General features: G+C 39.6%; 17 protein-coding genes. 6 read left to right on the top strand and 11 right to left on the bottom strand.

Annotated elements, in window-relative coordinates:
• Positions 1 to 470: rhodanese-like domain-containing protein (locus tag Q0M21_RS06650; RefSeq protein WP_295336014.1), on the bottom strand; the 470-nt coding region annotated here is incomplete at its 3' end.
• 39 nt (positions 471 to 509) lie between these two features.
• Positions 510 to 1,589 (bottom strand): DNA replication/repair protein RecF, encoded by a 1,080-nt coding sequence (locus Q0M21_RS06655; RefSeq protein ID WP_295336016.1) that lies wholly within the window; start codon positions 1,587 to 1,589, stop codon positions 510 to 512.
• Positions 1,590 to 1,841: 252 nt separating this feature from the next.
• Between Q0M21_RS06655 and Q0M21_RS06660 the strand changes: the two genes are divergently transcribed.
• The 6 genes from Q0M21_RS06660 (at position 1,842) to Q0M21_RS06685 (ending at position 7,944) form a co-directional block, all read left to right on the top strand.
• Entirely contained in the window at positions 1,842 to 2,630 is a 789-nt protein-coding gene (locus tag Q0M21_RS06660) for a tetratricopeptide repeat protein (protein ID WP_295336019.1), read from the top strand.
• A gap of 73 nt (positions 2,631 to 2,703) precedes the next feature.
• Positions 2,704 to 3,198: a 6,7-dimethyl-8-ribityllumazine synthase gene (ribH, locus tag Q0M21_RS06665; protein ID WP_295336022.1), complete on the top strand. Its 495-nt coding sequence runs from the start codon at positions 2,704 to 2,706 to the stop codon at positions 3,196 to 3,198.
• Positions 3,199 to 3,354: 156 nt separating this feature from the next.
• Complete coding sequence (gene mutL / locus Q0M21_RS06670; protein WP_295336025.1) at positions 3,355 to 5,202, top strand: DNA mismatch repair endonuclease MutL; 1,848 nt, start codon at positions 3,355 to 3,357, stop codon at positions 5,200 to 5,202.
• Entirely contained in the window at positions 5,199 to 5,960 is a 762-nt protein-coding gene (locus Q0M21_RS06675) for a rhomboid family intramembrane serine protease (RefSeq protein WP_295336028.1), read from the top strand. Before mutL ends, Q0M21_RS06675 begins: the two co-directional genes overlap by 4 nt.
• A 2-nt stretch (positions 5,961 to 5,962) precedes the next feature.
• Positions 5,963 to 6,826 (top strand): rhomboid family intramembrane serine protease, encoded by an 864-nt coding sequence (locus Q0M21_RS06680; RefSeq protein ID WP_295336031.1) that lies wholly within the window; start codon positions 5,963 to 5,965, stop codon positions 6,824 to 6,826.
• A gap of 68 nt (positions 6,827 to 6,894) precedes the next feature.
• A complete protein-coding gene (locus Q0M21_RS06685) occupies positions 6,895 to 7,944 on the top strand; it encodes an endonuclease/exonuclease/phosphatase family protein (RefSeq protein ID WP_295336034.1) in 1,050 nt (349 codons plus the stop codon).
• Here Q0M21_RS06685 and Q0M21_RS06690 read toward each other — a convergent pair.
• The 9 genes from Q0M21_RS06690 to Q0M21_RS06730 all read right to left on the bottom strand — a co-directional run bounded on the left by Q0M21_RS06690 (position 7,941) and on the right by Q0M21_RS06730 (position 16,771).
• A complete protein-coding gene (locus Q0M21_RS06690) occupies positions 7,941 to 8,555 on the bottom strand; it encodes a WbqC family protein (RefSeq protein ID WP_295336037.1) in 615 nt (204 codons plus the stop codon). The two genes, Q0M21_RS06685 and Q0M21_RS06690, sit on opposite strands and share 4 nt — an antisense overlap.
• 70 nt (positions 8,556 to 8,625) lie before the next feature.
• Complete coding sequence (lepB, locus tag Q0M21_RS06695; RefSeq protein WP_295336040.1) at positions 8,626 to 10,359, bottom strand: signal peptidase I; 1,734 nt, start codon at positions 10,357 to 10,359, stop codon at positions 8,626 to 8,628.
• Between the two features lie 71 nt (positions 10,360 to 10,430).
• Positions 10,431 to 11,135, bottom strand: coding sequence for a 4-hydroxy-tetrahydrodipicolinate reductase (gene dapB / locus Q0M21_RS06700; protein WP_295336042.1), 705 nt, complete (start codon positions 11,133 to 11,135; stop codon positions 10,431 to 10,433).
• On the bottom strand, positions 11,135 to 11,692 hold the full coding sequence (locus Q0M21_RS06705) for a DUF5683 domain-containing protein (RefSeq protein WP_295336044.1): 558 nt from the start codon (positions 11,690 to 11,692) through the stop codon (positions 11,135 to 11,137). The genes dapB and Q0M21_RS06705 overlap by 1 nt, the downstream gene beginning before the upstream one ends.
• Complete coding sequence (locus tag Q0M21_RS06710) at positions 11,692 to 12,591, bottom strand: ParB/RepB/Spo0J family partition protein (protein ID WP_295336046.1); 900 nt, start codon at positions 12,589 to 12,591, stop codon at positions 11,692 to 11,694. Before Q0M21_RS06710 ends, Q0M21_RS06705 begins: the two co-directional genes overlap by 1 nt.
• 3 nt (positions 12,592 to 12,594) lie before the next feature.
• Positions 12,595 to 13,362 (bottom strand): ParA family protein, encoded by a 768-nt coding sequence (locus tag Q0M21_RS06715; protein WP_290873863.1) that lies wholly within the window; start codon positions 13,360 to 13,362, stop codon positions 12,595 to 12,597.
• A gap of 159 nt (positions 13,363 to 13,521) precedes the next feature.
• On the bottom strand, positions 13,522 to 14,403 hold the full coding sequence (locus Q0M21_RS06720) for an SDR family oxidoreductase (protein ID WP_295336050.1): 882 nt from the start codon (positions 14,401 to 14,403) through the stop codon (positions 13,522 to 13,524).
• A 34-nt stretch (positions 14,404 to 14,437) separates the two neighbouring features.
• Positions 14,438 to 15,565, bottom strand: a complete 1,128-nt coding sequence (locus Q0M21_RS06725; RefSeq protein WP_295336052.1) for a methionine aminotransferase — start codon at positions 15,563 to 15,565, stop codon at positions 14,438 to 14,440.
• 72 nt (positions 15,566 to 15,637) lie between these two features.
• Entirely contained in the window at positions 15,638 to 16,771 is a 1,134-nt protein-coding gene (locus Q0M21_RS06730) for an efflux RND transporter periplasmic adaptor subunit (protein WP_295336055.1), read from the bottom strand.
• Positions 16,772 to 16,773: the final 2 nt, after the last annotated feature.

Below are 16,773 nucleotides of genomic sequence, written 5' to 3' on the forward strand. Positions count from 1 at the left end.
AAATTGATGAGTACTTTTTTATCGGAAGCTACTAATTTTTGATAATCGTCAACAGTCATGCCACCGGTTTTAGCCGTTTGTCCGGCTTTTGGCATACCGGCTGTAGTCCATTTCATGATGCCGCCTTCCAAGTTGTACACTTCGGTAAAGCCCATGGCGACTAATTTATCAGCGGCTTGAGCACTTCTTCCGCCTACTTTACAATACACGAAAATGGGTTTCGATTTATCGTATTTTGCCGCTTTGGATTCAAAATCAGCACTGTTGATGTTAACGTTATCGGCATTTTCTAGATGTTCAACGCCAAATTCTTCCGGAGTTCTAACATCGAGTAATTGCGGTTTTTCGGTGTTTTTTAATTTTTCAGCATACGCTTTAACATCAAGGGTTTGCACCGGTTTTGTGGCTTGGCCTTGGCAACTTAAAAATAAAAAACTGATGAATAATAGGGAAAATAATCTGGTTTTCATGATAAAAAATTTTTAGCTAAAGTACAAAATACCGCTGCATTAAAGGTTAAATATTTTATAACTCTGATGGGTGGTTTTTACAATATTTTCGGTGCGTTCCGGATGCGTGTCGGAGATGAATAGTTGACCAAACTCGTCGTTATTCACCATAGCTACAATTTTGCTCACGCGAAACTCATCCAGTTTGTCGAAAATATCATCAAAAAGCAAAATCGGTTTCTCGCCACTTTGTTTTTTGACGAAATCGAATTGGGCCAGTTTTAAAGCGATTAAAAACGATTTTTGTTGTCCTTGTGAACCAAACTTTTTAATAGGGAAGTGGTCGATTTCAAACGACAAATCATCTTTGTGAATGCCGACGGAAGTATATTGTAAAGCTCGGTCTTTGCTGAGGTTTTCTTCCAATAATGTCAGCGTATTTTTTTCGAACAAATCACTTTGATACACCAATTGAACGGTTTCGGCCGAATCGGAAATCGTTTGATGATACGCGTTGAAAATCGGCACAAAGTCAGCCAAAAACGCTTTTCGCTTTTCAAAAATAACTTGCCCTAAAGTCTCCAGTTGTTCATTATATATAGACAAAGTGTCTTTTTCAAAAACGTGATTCAAAGCAAAATACTTCAACAGCGCATTGCGTTGGCTTACGATTTTGTGGTACTGAATCAACTGTTGTAAATAACTGCTGTCTAACTGCGAAATCACGCTGTCAATAAATTTGCGTCTTGTTTCACTGCCTTCAATAATCAAATCTCGGTCGGCCGGCGAAATAATGACCAATGGTATGAAACCTAAGTGATCGGAGAACTTTTCGTAGAGTTTGCCGTTGCGTTTGAGGATTTTCTTTTGGCCTTTTTTCAAGCTGCACAGTATTTGCTCGGTACGATTGTTTTTCTCAAACTCGCCGTCTACCACAAAAAAATCTTCGCCGTGTTTGATGTTCTGTACGGCCAGCGGGTTAAAATAACTTTTCCCGATGGCCAAATGATACACGGCATCCAAAATATTAGTTTTTCCGATGCCGTTTTTCCCTACGAAGCAATTGATTTTAGCATCAAATTCGAAGGTGGCATCAGCAAAATTCTTGTAGTTCAGGACTGAAAGGCGTTTTAAAAACAATTCGGTATCGCTTGAATTAAGGTTAAATAATTGGTTTACTGTGATTTGTTTTCTTTTTGAAGCACTTAAAGAAAGTCCTGCAAATTATTCAAAATTATTGATAAAAAGAATGAACGTTAGAATTCTTTAGCGGTTGTTCTTTAGTAAGCGATTCAAAAACGAGTATTTTCTACTTAAAAAAATATTAAATCGATTTTTTTTATGGGAGTTTGAATAAAAATTTTATTTTTGCGCACACTAAATTAAAAATAAATGGCAACTTTTAACAAAAGAGGATATAAAGCACCAAAAGAAAAAGCGGAAAAAGTAGACGAAACTTTCATTGAAGATGTAAATATTGATGAAAAAGACAGTACTACGGCTAAAGCATTCGATACCTTAGATCAATCGGCTTCTAAAGCAGAAGATTTTATTGCTAAAAACCAAAAAGTAATTTTAGGTGGTTTGTTGGCAGTAGTAGTGGTATTGGTGGGTTATTTCGCTTATGACAAATTTATTGCTGAGCCTAACCAACAAGAAGCTGCTGATGAGTTATTCGTAGCCCAACAAAATTTCCAAAAAGCCGTTGATGGTGATGTGAAAGCGGATTCTTTGTTCAATTTGGTATTGAATGGTTCTGAAGGAAAATTTGGTGTACTTAAAATTGCAGAAGAGTATTCTGGTACTGATGCCGCTAACCAAGCTAATTTCATGGCCGGTATCGCTTACTTGAACACCGGTAAATATGCAGAAGCTATTGCTAGTTTGGAAAAATTCAACTCTAAAGATGTTACGTTAAGCATTTTGGCTAAAGGCGCTATCGGCGATGCTTACGCACAACAAAACAAGCAAAAAGAAGCGTTAGAGTTTTATGTGAAAGCTGCTGATGCAAGTCAGACTAACGATTTTACCAGACCAAGATATTTGATGAAAGCCGGTAAAACTGCTTTAGCAATGGGTAACAAAGCTGAGGCGTTGAAATATTTCACCGACATCAAAGAAAATTTTGATGCCACTCCTGAAGCACAACAAGTAGATGCTTTAATCGGATTAGCACAATAAATTTCAATTCAATAATACAGAAAAAGGATTAAGGAGTTATCTTTAATCCTTTTTTAGTTTAAAAGCATTAATTATGGCGACAGCAAATAAAAACCTTTCTAATTACGATAAAACCCAATTACCCAACGCGAAAGATTTCAAGTTTGGTATCGTGGTTTCAGAGTGGAATGATCATATCACCAACGGCCTGTACCAAGGAGCTGAAGCGGCTTTGTTGGATTGTGGCGCTTTGCCTGAGAATTTGATTCGTTGGAATGTACCCGGAAGTTTTGAACTTATTTACGGAGCGCAACGCATGATAGTTACGCAAGAAGTAGACGTTGTAATCACGATAGGTTGTGTGATCAAAGGCGAAACTATGCACTTCGAATTTGTATGCGAAGGTGTAACCCAAGGCATCAAAGATTTAAACGTACAAACCGATGTGCCGGTGATTTTTTGTTTGCTAACGGATAACAACGAACAACAATCTATCGACCGAAGTGGTGGTAAACATGGTAATAAAGGGACAGAAGCCGCCATTGCTGCCATTAAAATGGCTGATTTGCGCAGCAAAACGATGCAATAGATTCCCTTTTCGGATGTAAATGATAAGCCTATTCTTTTGTGAATAGGTTTTTTATTTTTAGGGAATGATTAACTATAAATCCCCGTACTTTTTCCTTAAATTTGCTTTGTTTGGGTGGTTGCCCAAGTCCTTAATTCAAAACACTGAAACTAAATAATGTCGAGTATCATTCAATTGCTTCCGGATCATGTGGCCAATCAAATTGCGGCCGGTGAAGTAGTGCAAAGACCGGCTTCGGTAGTCAAAGAGTTGTTGGAAAACGCTGTAGATGCCAAAGCTACCGATATCAAACTCATCATCAAAGATGCCGGAAAATCACTAATTCAAGTGATTGATAATGGCGTTGGGATGAGTGTCACTGATTCGCGTTTGTGTTTTGAACGTCACGCCACTTCCAAAATCCGCCAAGCAGAAGATTTATTTTCATTGCATACTAAAGGTTTTCGTGGTGAAGCATTGGCTTCCATCGCGGCTATTGCGCATGTGGAAATGAAAACCAAACAAGACCAAGAAGAATTAGGAACGCACATCGTGATAGAAGGCGGCAAGTTTATGTCGCAAGAACCGGCAGTGTCGCCCAAAGGGACTTCGTTTGCAGTCAAGAATTTGTTTTTTAATATCCCGGCACGTCGCAATTTCTTAAAATCGGAAACCGTAGAGCAGCGTCATATTGTAGATGAGTTCCAGCGTGTAGCGATGGCGCATCCGAACATCCATTTTACAATGTATCATAACGGTAGTGAGATGTTCAATTTGCCGATATCGAATTTCAGACAGCGCATCGTCAATATTTTTTCTGGGAAAACAAATGAAAAATTAGTGCCTGTTAAAGAAGAAACGGACATTTTAAGTTTACAAGGATTTGTGGGGAAACCCGAATTTGCCAAGAAAAACCGCGGCGAGCAATTCTTCTTTGTCAACGATCGATTCATCAAAAGCGGTTATTTGCATCACGCCGTTATGGCAGCTTATGAAGGTTTGCTGAAAGACGGTTCGCAGCCGAGTTATTTCCTGTATTTGACGGTTCCACCGCATACCATCGATATCAACATTCATCCTACCAAAACCGAAATCAAGTTTGATGACGAACACGCATTGTATGCCATTTTGCGTTCGGCCATCAAGCACAGTTTAGGACAATTTAATGTGGCGCCGGTGTTGGATTTCGACCGAGATCCGAATTTGGACACGCCTTATCAATACCAAAATAAGGAAGCGGAATATCCAACTATTCAGGTAGACCGCAGTTACAATCCGTTTGCTGAAGACAAGCCGAGTAAGTCGTTTTCAACACCATCTTATAAAAAGTCGGAAGCCCAGCCTAATTGGGAAAGTTTGTATGTTGGGTTGAAACAAGCCGGACAAGAATTGGCGGAAATGACTTTTGAAAATGATGCTGTTACGTCTTCTTTGTTTGAAGAAAATGAAGTGGAGCAGGAAGTTAAACGTACGTATCAAATTCATAAAAAATACATTGTCAGTCCGATTAAGTCCGGGATGGTTATCATCAACCAAAATAGGGCGCATGAGCGAGTTTTATACGAAGCATTCCTGACCAGTATGACAGTACACCAAGCGTCGAGTCAGCAATTATTGTTTCCGCTCCAGTTGTATTTTTCGGCACCCGAAATGGAGTTGTTGGCCGAATTACAATCGGCTCTAGAAAACACCGGATTTGTGTTTGAAGCCATGGCAGATGATCATGTATTGATTTCCGGTTTACCTGTCAATGTGACCGAAAGCGAGATTGCGATTGTTTTGGAAGAGTTATTGCGTGACTTGCAAGACGGTATTCCGGACAGTAGTTTTTCGCAAAATGACACCATCGCTAAGTCGATGGCGCGCAGTTTGGCTATCAGAACCGGAACCTATTTAACCGAAAAGGAACAGGAAAACTTGGTACACAACCTATTTGCTTGCAAAGAACCAGATGTGTCGCCATTTCAAAAACCAACTTTCATCACTATGAGTGTGGAAGATTTAGATAAAAAATTCAGCGTATGATGCGAATGACCGAGACTGTTAAGCAGTTACTGATTATCAATGTTATTTTTTATATCGGCTCCAATTATGTAGGCGATATGACTTATCAATTGTTTGCACTTTTTTCTCCGGATAATCCCAATTTCAACTATTGGCAACCTCTGACAAGTATGTTTATGCATGCGCGTTTTCCAAATTTGATGCATATTGTTTTTAATATGTTTGCTTTGGTTTCTTTCGGTAGTGCTTTGGAACACTTTTGGGGTGCGCGAAAATTTTTGTTTTTCTACATTTCTTGTGGATTGGGAGCGGCTTTATTACACATGGGTGTGAATTATTACCAATACCATCACGCTTTGGAAATTTTGCAAGAAGCCAATGTTCCTGCAGAAGTTATTACTACTATTGTAAAAGAAGGAAGGTACAGCAACGCTTTATTGGAGATTATTTCTTTATCAGATTTAGAAGCCATGTACCACGCTTACAATACACCAGCTGTTGGAGCATCCGGTGCTATTTACGGTTTATTGATTGCTTTTGCTTTCATGTTCCCGAATGCCGAATTGATGATGTTATTTATACCGGTGCCAATTAAAGCTAAATATTTTGTGCCGGGTTTGTTGGTATTGGATTTGGTTCTAGGCTTTAAAGGCAGCTCTATTTTTGGCAGCGGCGGAACAGGAGTAGCGCACTTTGCACACTTAGGAGGTGCTTTAACCGGATTTATTATGATGTGGTATTGGAAGAAAAATTCATTCAATAGAAATCGTTGGGATTAGCTATGAGTATACTCGAAGACCTTAAGTTACAATACAAAATCGGTGGCATTGCCAATAAAATGATTTATTGGAATGTAGGCCTATTTATCTTGTCGATTCCGTTGTTTTACCAATTTGCAAGTGGTTTTTTCGATTATCCTACTTGGTTGGCCGTTTCCTCCGAACCCATGGAAGCCTTGTACAAACCTTGGTCACTTATCACTTATGCTTTCTTCCATCAGGGTTTTATGCATTTGTTTTTTAACATGATGGTCTTGCATTTTTCGAGTCGTTTGTTCCTGACTTTTTTTACCCAAAAGCAATATTTAGGCTTGTATTTGTTGAGCGCCTTTTTTGCGGGTTTGGTTTATGTATTGAGTTTTTATATACTGGGTTTTTCTTCTTCTATGGTTGGTGCTTCAGCAGCCATAATGGGTATTCTGGTAGCCGCTACAACCTACCAACCCTTAATGGAAATCCGATTGCTTTTGATAGGGAATGTCAAACTATGGCACATTACCGGCGTATTGTTATTGCTCGATTTACTCCAAATCCAATTGGGCAATATGGGCGGACACATTGCGCATTTGAGTGGTGCATTTTTTGGATTTATTTACATCAAGTTGTTGCAAAATGGCACCGATTTGAGTCGCATTGTTACATCGTTTATTGATTTTTTTGCGAATTTATTCTCTGCTAAAAAAGCAACACCTTTCAAAAAAGTACACGTCAATCCTAAGAAGCCTGTAACCAAACAAGCGAGTAAGATTGTAACCAAAGATAAAACCCAACAGCAAATTGATGAGATTTTGGATAAAATCAGCCAATCGGGTTATGACAGCTTGACTGCCGAGGAAAAAGAATTTCTGTTCAAAGCGGGAAAATAGCAGTATAATTTTGCATATTTGTTAGTCGGATTTCCTAATTGAGGAAATGAAATTTTAAATCGATTTTTTTGAGAAAGCTATCTTGGTTTAATAAAATAATGTTCGGATTCAATATAGTGTTGACTGTGTTGACGTTCGTGGCTTATATTTTACCTTTCTTAGCGCCAAAGTTGTTTCCGTTATTATCGGTACTAACACTTATTTTACCGCTATTTTTGATTTTAAATGCATTCTTCTTTGTGTATTGGTTATTGCAGCTCAAACGACAAGTAATTTTGTCCGGACTGGTTTTGTTATTGGGCATTACTTTTATCAATAAGTTTTACAAATTTTCCTCCAGAGAATTACCGGAAGAGGAAAAAGATTTTACAGTGATGAGCTACAACGTTCGCTTGTTTAATTTATTCGAATGGCTGCCCAACGAGCACGTAGGTGATACCATTTTGTCTTTTATCAACGATCAAAATCCCGATATTATATGTCTTCAGGAGTATTCTGAAAATGCCAAAGTAAATTTGAGAGCTTACAAATACAAAGCCGTTTTCATGGAAGGCAAGCAAATCAGAACCGGTCAAGCTATCTTCTCCAAGTATCCGATTTTCAACCAAGGTGATTTTAAAATTCCCGATTTAGGGAATAATGTGGTTTATGCCGATATCAAGAAAGGGAAAGATACAATTCGCGTTTACAACATTCACTTGCAATCCATTAAGATTTCTCCGGATGTCAATGAGATCGAATCGCATGTGGATGCCATTGATAAAAACAAGTCACAACAACTGTTTGTCAGAATTCGCGAAGCGTTTAAAAAACAGGAAAAACAAGCGGAAAAATTGGTCAACCACAAGAATGAATGTCCTTATCCGGTAATTATTTGCGGCGATATGAACAACAGCGCTTTTTCGTATATCTACCGCAATATTAAAGGTGATTTAAGCGATTGTTTCGAAGAGGCCGGATTGGGTTTTGGGCAAACGTATCGTTTTAAGTATTATCCGGCGCGTATTGATTACATCTTTGCCGACAAACGCATGAAAGTGAAAAGTTTCCAAAGTTTTTCGCGCTTCGAAAATTCAGATCACTTCCCGATTATGACGCGCTTGGCATTTGCCAATTAAAGCGTTTGTTTTTTAAGATAATCTAAGGCGTATCGTCCTTCGTTGAACAATAAGTCGAGGATACTTAAATTGTTCAAATACCCGTGTTTCTCTCCGAAAACCTGCGTGTAAGGTTCGAAAACCGAAGTGTCTTTTTTACCGTTGATCAATCCGCGCAAATCGATTTTGTCAGTAACCTCATGGAAGTATTCCGCAGTTTCGTTGTAATCGAATTCCAAGCCCAAACATTTGGATACAATTGACATCGTTTCCAAATTCAAATCCATTAAAAAAGTATGCTTCTTTTGAAAAATAGGAGCAATGTCATCTTCAAAATACTCAAAGAAAGGCGAAGTGCGATAAGCCGCTTCTAAAGATTTGAAATGTTGTTTTTGCCAATCAAAAGCCGTTTCCAATTTGACATCTTTGGTTTTTTGATGCGCTTCTTTAGAATGCTTTATCGGAATATTGAGCAACTGAATGCCGTTCGGACTATAAATGTACATTCGGTTACGGTTGGTTTGCTTTTGAAAGTTATCGTCCATTTCAAAGGTCACCAAATCACTTTGGGCAATCGCTACAAAATGACTGATGGAAGGAAAATAACCGGGATGTATTAATATATTATTCATTAGTAATGATTCAATTTAGTAATGTAACAATATCCCAATTGTTACACTATTACATTAGTCAATTGTTACATTAATTCGCTTTTCTTTTTTTCCAGAAATATTCACCCACAAAGTACAATGCCAATAATCCTAAGAAGTATTTAAAGTAGGATTGCGGTTGGCCTTCGCCACTCACGGTAGTGAACAAGCGATCCCAACGAATTTTATCCATCCCTGAAGCGTTACTGTCCCAACTCATCCAAATAAACACCGGTTTCCCCACAATGTGGTCTTCCGGAGTAAATCCGTAATAACGTGCGTCTAATGAGTTGTTTCGGTTGTCACCCATCATCCAGTAGTAATTTTTTTTGAAGGTATAACTATTGGTTTTTATATCGTTGATGTAAATATCATCGCCAACCACTTTCAGAGTATTGCCTTCGTATTCAGTGATGATGATTTTGTATAACGGTAGGTTTTCTAAAGTCAGATTAATCGATTTTCCGACTTCAGGCATATAAATCGGTCCCATATTGTCGCTGTTCCAGCTGCGAGTTGTTGAAGGATGTCCGTCTTTGTAATCCGGGAAAATTCCGTCTTCGGCACCGGTTTTTAAATAGCGTTCTACTGCCGCTACGCGAGGGTCTTTTTTCAATTCATCGGCTTTCGCTTGGGTAAGATTGGCTTGGAATATTAGGTTGGAAGAGGATAGCTTTAACTTATTTGCCAAGTCTCTGTCAACCGGTCCTAAAAGAAATGTATTGGTGCTGTCTTTTTCAATTACAGCAAAACTATAGCCTTCTTTGTCTAAGTATTGTTGAACCAAATTATTCTCCCACAACTTGGTTTCCATTTGGATTAAGGTATTGAATTCGGTTACACCATATTGGTCAACAAACTCTTGCGTAATCGGTTCTTTCATTTTGATATTGAAACCGAATTGAGGTTTGGCCCTTTCCGGTAATATCAACTCTTTTCCATTGATGTAAACCACGCCCTTTTTGATCTCTAAATTGTCACCCGGAATGGCTACACAACGTTTTACGTAGTTGGTTTTCTTGTCTATAGGTTTATCATAACGACGGTCAGCCGGCAAGTACATATGAAATAGGGTGTCACGCGGCCAATTGAAAACTACGATATCTGCATTTTCAATTTTTTCAAAGCCCGGAAAACGGAAATAAGGCAATTGTAATTTATTCTGCCAAGAATTCGCATCGTGGTCGTTGTACAAATACGATTTGGTTTTGATAATCGGTAAGGTATCATGAACCATAGGCGCAGCCACTGATGTCATAGGCGTTCTGGCACCGTAGTGAAATTTACTCACAAACAAGAAATCTCCGGTAAGCAATGATTTTTCCAAAGATGAAGACGGAATTACATATGGTTGCATTACGTAAGTGTGCACCAAAGTAGCAACAATTACTGCAAATAATAACGAACTGATGGTGTCTCCGGTTTTGGTTCTAGGCGTTAAATCGCGATCAGAAATATGGGTAACTTCTTGAGTGTAGTTGATGTAATAAAGATAAAATCCGAATGTTAGCGCTCCCAACCAACTTTCGGCAGTCGAATTGCGTCCGAAGCTTCTCAAGGTTTCTACCCAAACTACCGGAAACATGAGTAAATTAATAATCGGTATAAACAGCAATACAGTCCACCAAGTTGGTCTTCCGATAATCTTCATTAAGATAATGGCGTTGTATACCGGAACAAAAGCTTCCCATCTTTTTCGGCCTGCTTTTTCATAGAGTTTCCAAGTACCTAAGCCGTGAATAACTTGAATTATCAAAACGAAAATTAACCATTGCGTTGCTGACATACTATATTTTTTTAGAATTTATGCAGTAATAGGTTGGCAATTACTGTTGTTTGTTACATTTTTTTGATGGTCTATTTCAAATCCAATACATCTTTCATGGAAAACACGCCTTTTTTGTCTTGAATCCATTCGGCGGCCAAAACTGCTCCTAAAGCAAAACCTTCGCGATTGTGCGCCACGTGTTTGATTTCGATAAAATCCACGTCAGAGCTGTAAAAAACACTGTGCGTTCCGGGGATGTTTTCGATGCGTTTGGCCTCAATGTGAATTTGATTGTTTTCGGCTTGATCTTCAGTCCAAGATTCGTAATCCGAATGTTGGATAATACCTTTAGCTAATGAAATTGCGGTTCCGCTGGGAGAATCCAGTTTTTGCGTATGGTGAATTTCTTCCATCGATACTTTGTAGACATCGGCAAAACGTGCCATCATTTTGGCCAAATATTCGTTCAGTTCGAAGAATAAATTCACACCCAAACTAAAATTGGAACCATAAAGAAACGTTCCATTTTTGGCTTCGCACAAACGAACCATTTCATCGTAACGGTCGAGCCAACCGGTAGTTCCCGAAACTACAGGAACATTCGCTGATAAACAAGTTGAGATATTGTCTACTGCCGCTGTCGGTACGCTGAAATCGATGGCTACATCGGCATTTTCTAATCCGTTATAAGTGTTGGATGCGTCCTTCCTTAACACGATTTCGTGTCCTCTTTCCAAAGCAATTCTTTCGATTACTTTTCCCATTTTTCCGTAGCCGAGTAGTGCAATTTTCATCAGAATCGATAGTTTAAAGTTAGTCCGAGATTGGGTTTGGCGGTAAAGTCATTTTGATACACATCTGGCGCTACCGACAGTTTTTCGTTTACGTTAAACTGTATCAAATGCGCGTCTACATTGGCGTCAACAATGTTCAATATGTAAAAGCCAAGTGTTACCATCAATGATAAATCGCGATTGCGTTGGTAAAAGCGTTGCGCCTGAATCAAACGACTATCGTCCAAATATTGGTATTGGTCGTCGTTAAAGCCGGCCAATCTCCTTTTGTAAGCGTCGCGGTAACTGTGGTATTTTTTGTTGTTGTCTAAATAGAAATACATACTGGTTCCCAAAGCACCGTAAACAATCGGGATTTTCCAATATTTTTTATTGTAAGCTTGTCCTAATCCGGGTAGTACAGCCGAATAGAAGGCAGCTTTGGAAGGTGTTAACGGGTCAATTTCTCTCATTTTAGTCGTGTCTTTGGCTACCAAACCTTCGGTTATTTGCTGGGCATGTAGCGATGGTTTTCCTAAAAGAAAACACAAGACCAGTATGTAGAAAAAACGACTCACTATCCTTGGATTAGTTTGATAATGCGATTGAAATCTTCTTCAGAATGAAACGGAATCGTGATTTTTCCTTTACCGTTTGCTGCTACTTTTACATCGATTTTGGTACCGAAGAAATTCACAAACGCCTTTTTCTGGTCTTCCGCTACATTGAAACTTTCGCCTTTTTTAGATTTCGGCGGAGCCGGTTTGCGGCTGTCCTGATAGTTTTTTACCAAAGCTTCGGTTTCTCGTACGGAAAGATTCTGGCTGATGATTTTGTGGTAAATATCGGTTTGGATGTCTTGGTCTTCAATGTTGATGATGGCTCGCCCGTGGCCCATACTGATAAACCCGTCACGAATACCGGTTTGGATAATCGGGTCTAATTTTAACAATCGCAAGTAGTTGGCAATAGTCGAACGTTTTTTGCCCACACGCTCACTCATTTGTTCTTGAGTCAATTGGATTTCGTCAATCAAACGTTGGTAGGAAAGCGCAATTTCTATCGGGTCTAAATCGTGGCGTTGGATGTTTTCTACCAAAGCCATGACCAACGATTCGTTATCATTGGCAATACGAATGTAAGCCGGAACCGTAGTTAAGCCAACTATTTTGCAGGCACGCAAACGGCGCTCACCTGAAATTAATTGGTATTTATTAAAGTCTAATTTACGAACGGTAATCGGTTGGATTAGTCCTAATTCTCTGATGGAAGAAGCCAATTCCTGTAATTGTTCTTCGTTGAAATTGGTTCGGGGTTGAAACGGATTGATTTCGATGGCATCGATATCCAATTCAATAATGTTTCCGACTACTTTGTCGGCATTTTTATCGTTTACTGATTTGATATCGTTTTCCGGATCTTTTAGTAAAGCCGATAATCCTCTTCCTAAGGCTTGTTTTTTTATTGCTTTTGCCATGGCTTAGTTGCTGTTTTTCTTGATGATTTCTTGCGCCAAACTCAAATAGTTGGTAGCACCTCGGCTGGTAGCGTCGAAGTTGATGATGCTTTCACCGAAACTTGGTGCTTCGCTCAATTTTACATTGCGCTGGATGATGGTTTTGAATACCATATCGTTGAAATGTTTTTGCACTTCTTCTACCACTTGGTTAGACAAACGCAAACGCGAGTCGTACATGGTGAGTAGTAAACCCTCGATGTCTAAATTTGGGTTGTGGATTTTTTGCACACTCTTGATGGTATTCAACAGTTTGCCCAAACCTTCCAAAGCAAAGTATTCGCATTGGATCGGAATTACCACACTATCGGCAGCTGTTAAGGCGTTTAGGGTAAGCAATCCTAACGACGGTGCGCAATCAATCAAAATATAATCGTATTGATCTTTCACACTTTCCAAGGCTTGTTTAAGCATGTACTCGCGGTTTTCTTTGTCCACCAATTCAATCTCAATTGCCACTAAGTCGATATGAGCCGGAATGACAGAAACATTCGGCGCCGAGCAAGTAATTGTGGCTTCCTGCGGCGTGTTGCTGTGTTCCAAAATTTGATAGGTTCCGATTTCAACACTTTCTACGTCAATTCCTAGTCCGGAACTGGCATTGGCTTGAGGGTCAGCGTCGATTAACAGTACTTTTTTCTCTAAAACTCCCAAAGATGCGGCAAGATTTACAGACGTTGTTGTTTTTCCTACACCACCTTTTTGGTTGGCAATTGCAATGATTTTACCCATTTATTTTCGATCAATTTTAAGCCGTAAAAATACGATTAATTATGGCTTTGTCAAGGCTTATTTGTTAACATTTAGGTAAAGTTTTTAAGCCCTTAGTTTTCAGTCTCAGTCTCAGTTTTCAGTCAAAAATCTCTAGACCGTGACTGCGACTGACCACTTTTATTTGTTTCCTTTGTTCTTAATCATCGCCTCTAACATATCCCACATTTCCTGAGGGATTTTTTCCAAAAGATTGAATTGCCCGGCGCCTTGCAGCCATTCGCCACCATCTATAGTCACCACTTCTCCGTTGATGTATGCTGAAAAATCAGAAACCAAATAGGCGGCTAAATTGGCTAATTCCTGATGGTCGCCCACGCGGCGCAAAGGTACTTTTTTCGCCATATCAAATTTTTCCGCTAAGTCACCCGGTAAGAGTCTATCCCAAGCACCTTTGGTAGGAAATGGTCCAGGCGCAATGGCGTTCATGCGTATGCCGTATTTGGCCCATTCTACAGCCAAACTGCGGGTCATAGCCAAAACACCGGCTTTAGCAGTAGCACTCGGCACTACATAACCCGAACCGGTCCAAGCGTAAGTGGTAACTATATTCAACACGTTACAATTGGTTTGTTTGGTGTTAATCCAATGTTTTCCAAAGGCCAACGTACAGTTTTTGGATCCTTTCAATACAATATCGATGATGGTATCAAAAGCATTAGCCGATAGTCTTTCGGTAGGTGAAATGAAGTTACCTGCAGCGTTGTTCAATAGCACATCCACTTTACCGAAGGTTTTTAAAACTTCAGCCAACATGGCTTCGACTTGGTCATAATGTCGCACATCACATTGCAATGGCAAGCATTGTCCACCGGTTTGGGTTTCCAATTCGGCTGCCGTGGTTTTTAGTTTCTCTAAATCGCGAGAGGTGATGGCGACTTTAGCGCCCAATTCTAAAAAGTATTTGGTCATGGCTTTACCCAAGCCGCTTCCGCCTCCGGTTACTACGATTACTTTGTCTGCTAGGGCGTTATCGCGTAGCATTTTTGCTGAAAAATCCATATCTTTTTTATTTTGAGTAAATATATTGTTTTAATTACAATTGGCGAAGTCTTTCGGCTGCGCTCATCAAAGTTTCATCGTCTTTGGCAAAGCAAAAACGAATGCGCTTATGGTCATCGCCATTGGCATAAAAAATAGAAATTGGTATGGTAGCCACACCCAATTCGGTGACCAATCTTTTGGTAAAATCGATGTCGCTTTCCTCGCTGATATCTGCATACGAAGCTACTTGAAAATATGTGCCTTCACAGGGCAAGAGTTTGAGTTTAGTTTCTTGCATCAAACCTTGGAAGAAGTCTCTTTTTTGTTGGTAAAATTGGCCTAAAGCTTTTACGTCGACTACCTCTATGTACTCATTTAAGGCATGTTGGGCAATACTGCTCACGCTGAATACCAAAAACTGGTGTACTTTTTTAATCTCACGCATTAAATCCTCCGGCGCAATCACATAACCAATTTTCCAACCGGTAATGTGAAACGATTTTCCGAAAGAAGAAATGGAAATGCTGCGTTCCCACAATTTAGGACGGTGATGGACTGAAATATGCGGTTGTTCAAAAGTGATGTATTCGTATACTTCATCGGATAAAACCAAAAGGTTAGGGAAGGCGTGGACGAGTTTTTCCAGCTGTTCAAAATCGGTTGCAGTCCACATTTTTCCGGTAGGATTGTGCGGATTGTTTATAATAATCAGTCGGGTTTTTTCGTTTACCGCTGCGGTTATAGTTTCCCAATTCGGCGTAAAATCGATGTTAAGGGCTACGCGAACGGGTTTGGCATTACTCAACAAAATCGGTGCTTCATAGCAATCGTAGCTTGGGTCTAAAATGATGACTTCTTCTTGGGCTATGACTAAGGCCTGAATGGTAGCAAAAATGCCTTCGGTAGCACCGGCAGTAATCAGGATTTCTTCTGTAGGAACCACTGTTCTGCCATAGGATTGTTGGGTTAAGACAGCAATTTTGTCCAACAACGACGGTAATCCGCTCATGGGTGTGTATTGGTGTACATTGGCAGTTGCCAATTTGGCTACAATCGCTGTCAATCGTTCGTCCACGGGAAAATTCGGGAAGCCTTGCGATAAGTTGATGGCTTGGTGTTCGGTAGCCATTTGCGACATTACGGTAAAAATGCTGGTGCCGATATGCGGAAGTTTTGACATGCCTTTGTTTTTGGTAAAGATAAAAAAAAGCACCTCGATTGAAGTGCTTTTTTAATGGTGACTTAGCAAATATTACTCTTCCGATTTGTTTTTTAGCTGCATGAGCAAAGTGTAGGCGCCTTTAACGGCAATGTTTTTGTTCTTTAAAACTTCATGATTCAAAATCTCGGTAAAGCCGTTTTCATTATCTCCGATTTTTACTGCGGTCATTTCAAATTGACGCTCATTTATTTTTACAAAAACATATTCTTTACCTTCAAAAGTTACTATCGCGTCTTCGGGTAAAGTAGGCACAGCATGTCGCTTCAAATCAACCACCGCATTCATATACATGCCCGGCAAGAGGGTTTTATCGTATTTGTCGAAGTGACAGTGAACTTCAGTGCTGTGTTCGTCGGTAGCGATGTCTTTACTGATGAGAATGATTTCACATTCATGTTTTTTATCGGGTTGACTGTTGGTGTAAGCCACTACTTTTTGGCCGATAAACAGTCCGTTAATGTCTTTTTCAAACACTTTTAGGTTCAAATGAATATCATCCGGATTGATGAGTTCGAACAAGATGTCGGCCGGATTAACATACTTCCCGATGTTCACATTCACCTTAGAAACAAAACCGTCAATAGGTGAGAGGATGTTTACGCTTTTAGAAATGGTTTTTTCCGACAGTGTTCTCGGATTAATGTGAATTAATCGCAGTTTTTCCCCTAAGGCATTAAGTGTGATGCGCAAGTTTTTGTATTCGGCATCGGCCATTTGATACACTTTGTCGCTGCTGGCTTTGTTCTGATTCAAATCGCGTTGGCGCTCGTATTCTTTTTCGGCGAAATACAATTTGGATTGCGTGGTTAAGTATTCTTGTTGCAACTGAATATACTGTTGGTCTTCCATCACGGCAATTACTTCATTTTTGCTAACGTGCATACCCGGAAGCAGTTTAGTACTTTTTAAATAACCGCCCAAAGGCATACTCACGGAAACCAAGTTTTGCGGAGGGACATCGATAACGCCGTTCAAATTGACAGTAGCGGATACCGTTCTTTCTTGAGTTGGTTCGATTACTAAACCTGCATTTTGATATTGTTTGTCCGTAAGGGTAACTATTTTTTCGGAGGCATTATTGGTGTTCGTTTCCGATTCGCTTTTATTTGAGTTGCAGCTCAAACTAATAAAGGCCAAAGCTGCTAATATGATGTTTGTTTTCATGT

The sequence above is a fragment of the Flavobacterium sp. genome, from assembly GCF_024710485.1.
Taxonomy (GTDB): Bacteria; Bacteroidota; Bacteroidia; order Flavobacteriales; family Flavobacteriaceae; genus Flavobacterium.

What these genes read in the sequence shown, in the direction of transcription:
- Q0M21_RS06660 (WP_295336019.1), top strand. Translation starts at nt 1,842, where the DNA reads ATGGCAACTTTTAACAAAAGAGGATATAAAGCACCAAAAGAAAAAGCG.
- ribH (WP_295336022.1), top strand. Translation starts at nt 2,704, where the DNA reads ATGGCGACAGCAAATAAAAACCTTTCTAATTACGATAAAACCCAATTA.
- mutL (WP_295336025.1), top strand. Translation starts at nt 3,355, where the DNA reads ATGTCGAGTATCATTCAATTGCTTCCGGATCATGTGGCCAATCAAATT.
- Q0M21_RS06675 (WP_295336028.1), top strand. Translation starts at nt 5,199, where the DNA reads ATGATGCGAATGACCGAGACTGTTAAGCAGTTACTGATTATCAATGTT.
- Q0M21_RS06680 (WP_295336031.1), top strand. Translation starts at nt 5,963, where the DNA reads ATGAGTATACTCGAAGACCTTAAGTTACAATACAAAATCGGTGGCATT.
- Q0M21_RS06690 (WP_295336037.1), bottom strand. Translation starts at nt 8,555, where the DNA reads ATGAATAATATATTAATACATCCCGGTTATTTTCCTTCCATCAGTCAT.
- lepB (WP_295336040.1), bottom strand. Translation starts at nt 10,359, where the DNA reads ATGTCAGCAACGCAATGGTTAATTTTCGTTTTGATAATTCAAGTTATT.
- dapB (WP_295336042.1), bottom strand. Translation starts at nt 11,135, where the DNA reads ATGAAAATTGCACTACTCGGCTACGGAAAAATGGGAAAAGTAATCGAA.
- Q0M21_RS06710 (WP_295336046.1), bottom strand. Translation starts at nt 12,591, where the DNA reads ATGGCAAAAGCAATAAAAAAACAAGCCTTAGGAAGAGGATTATCGGCT.
- Q0M21_RS06715 (WP_290873863.1), bottom strand. Translation starts at nt 13,362, where the DNA reads ATGGGTAAAATCATTGCAATTGCCAACCAAAAAGGTGGTGTAGGAAAA.
- Q0M21_RS06720 (WP_295336050.1), bottom strand. Translation starts at nt 14,403, where the DNA reads ATGGATTTTTCAGCAAAAATGCTACGCGATAACGCCCTAGCAGACAAA.
- Q0M21_RS06725 (WP_295336052.1), bottom strand. Translation starts at nt 15,565, where the DNA reads ATGTCAAAACTTCCGCATATCGGCACCAGCATTTTTACCGTAATGTCG.
- Q0M21_RS06730 (WP_295336055.1), bottom strand. Translation starts at nt 16,771, where the DNA reads ATGAAAACAAACATCATATTAGCAGCTTTGGCCTTTATTAGTTTGAGC.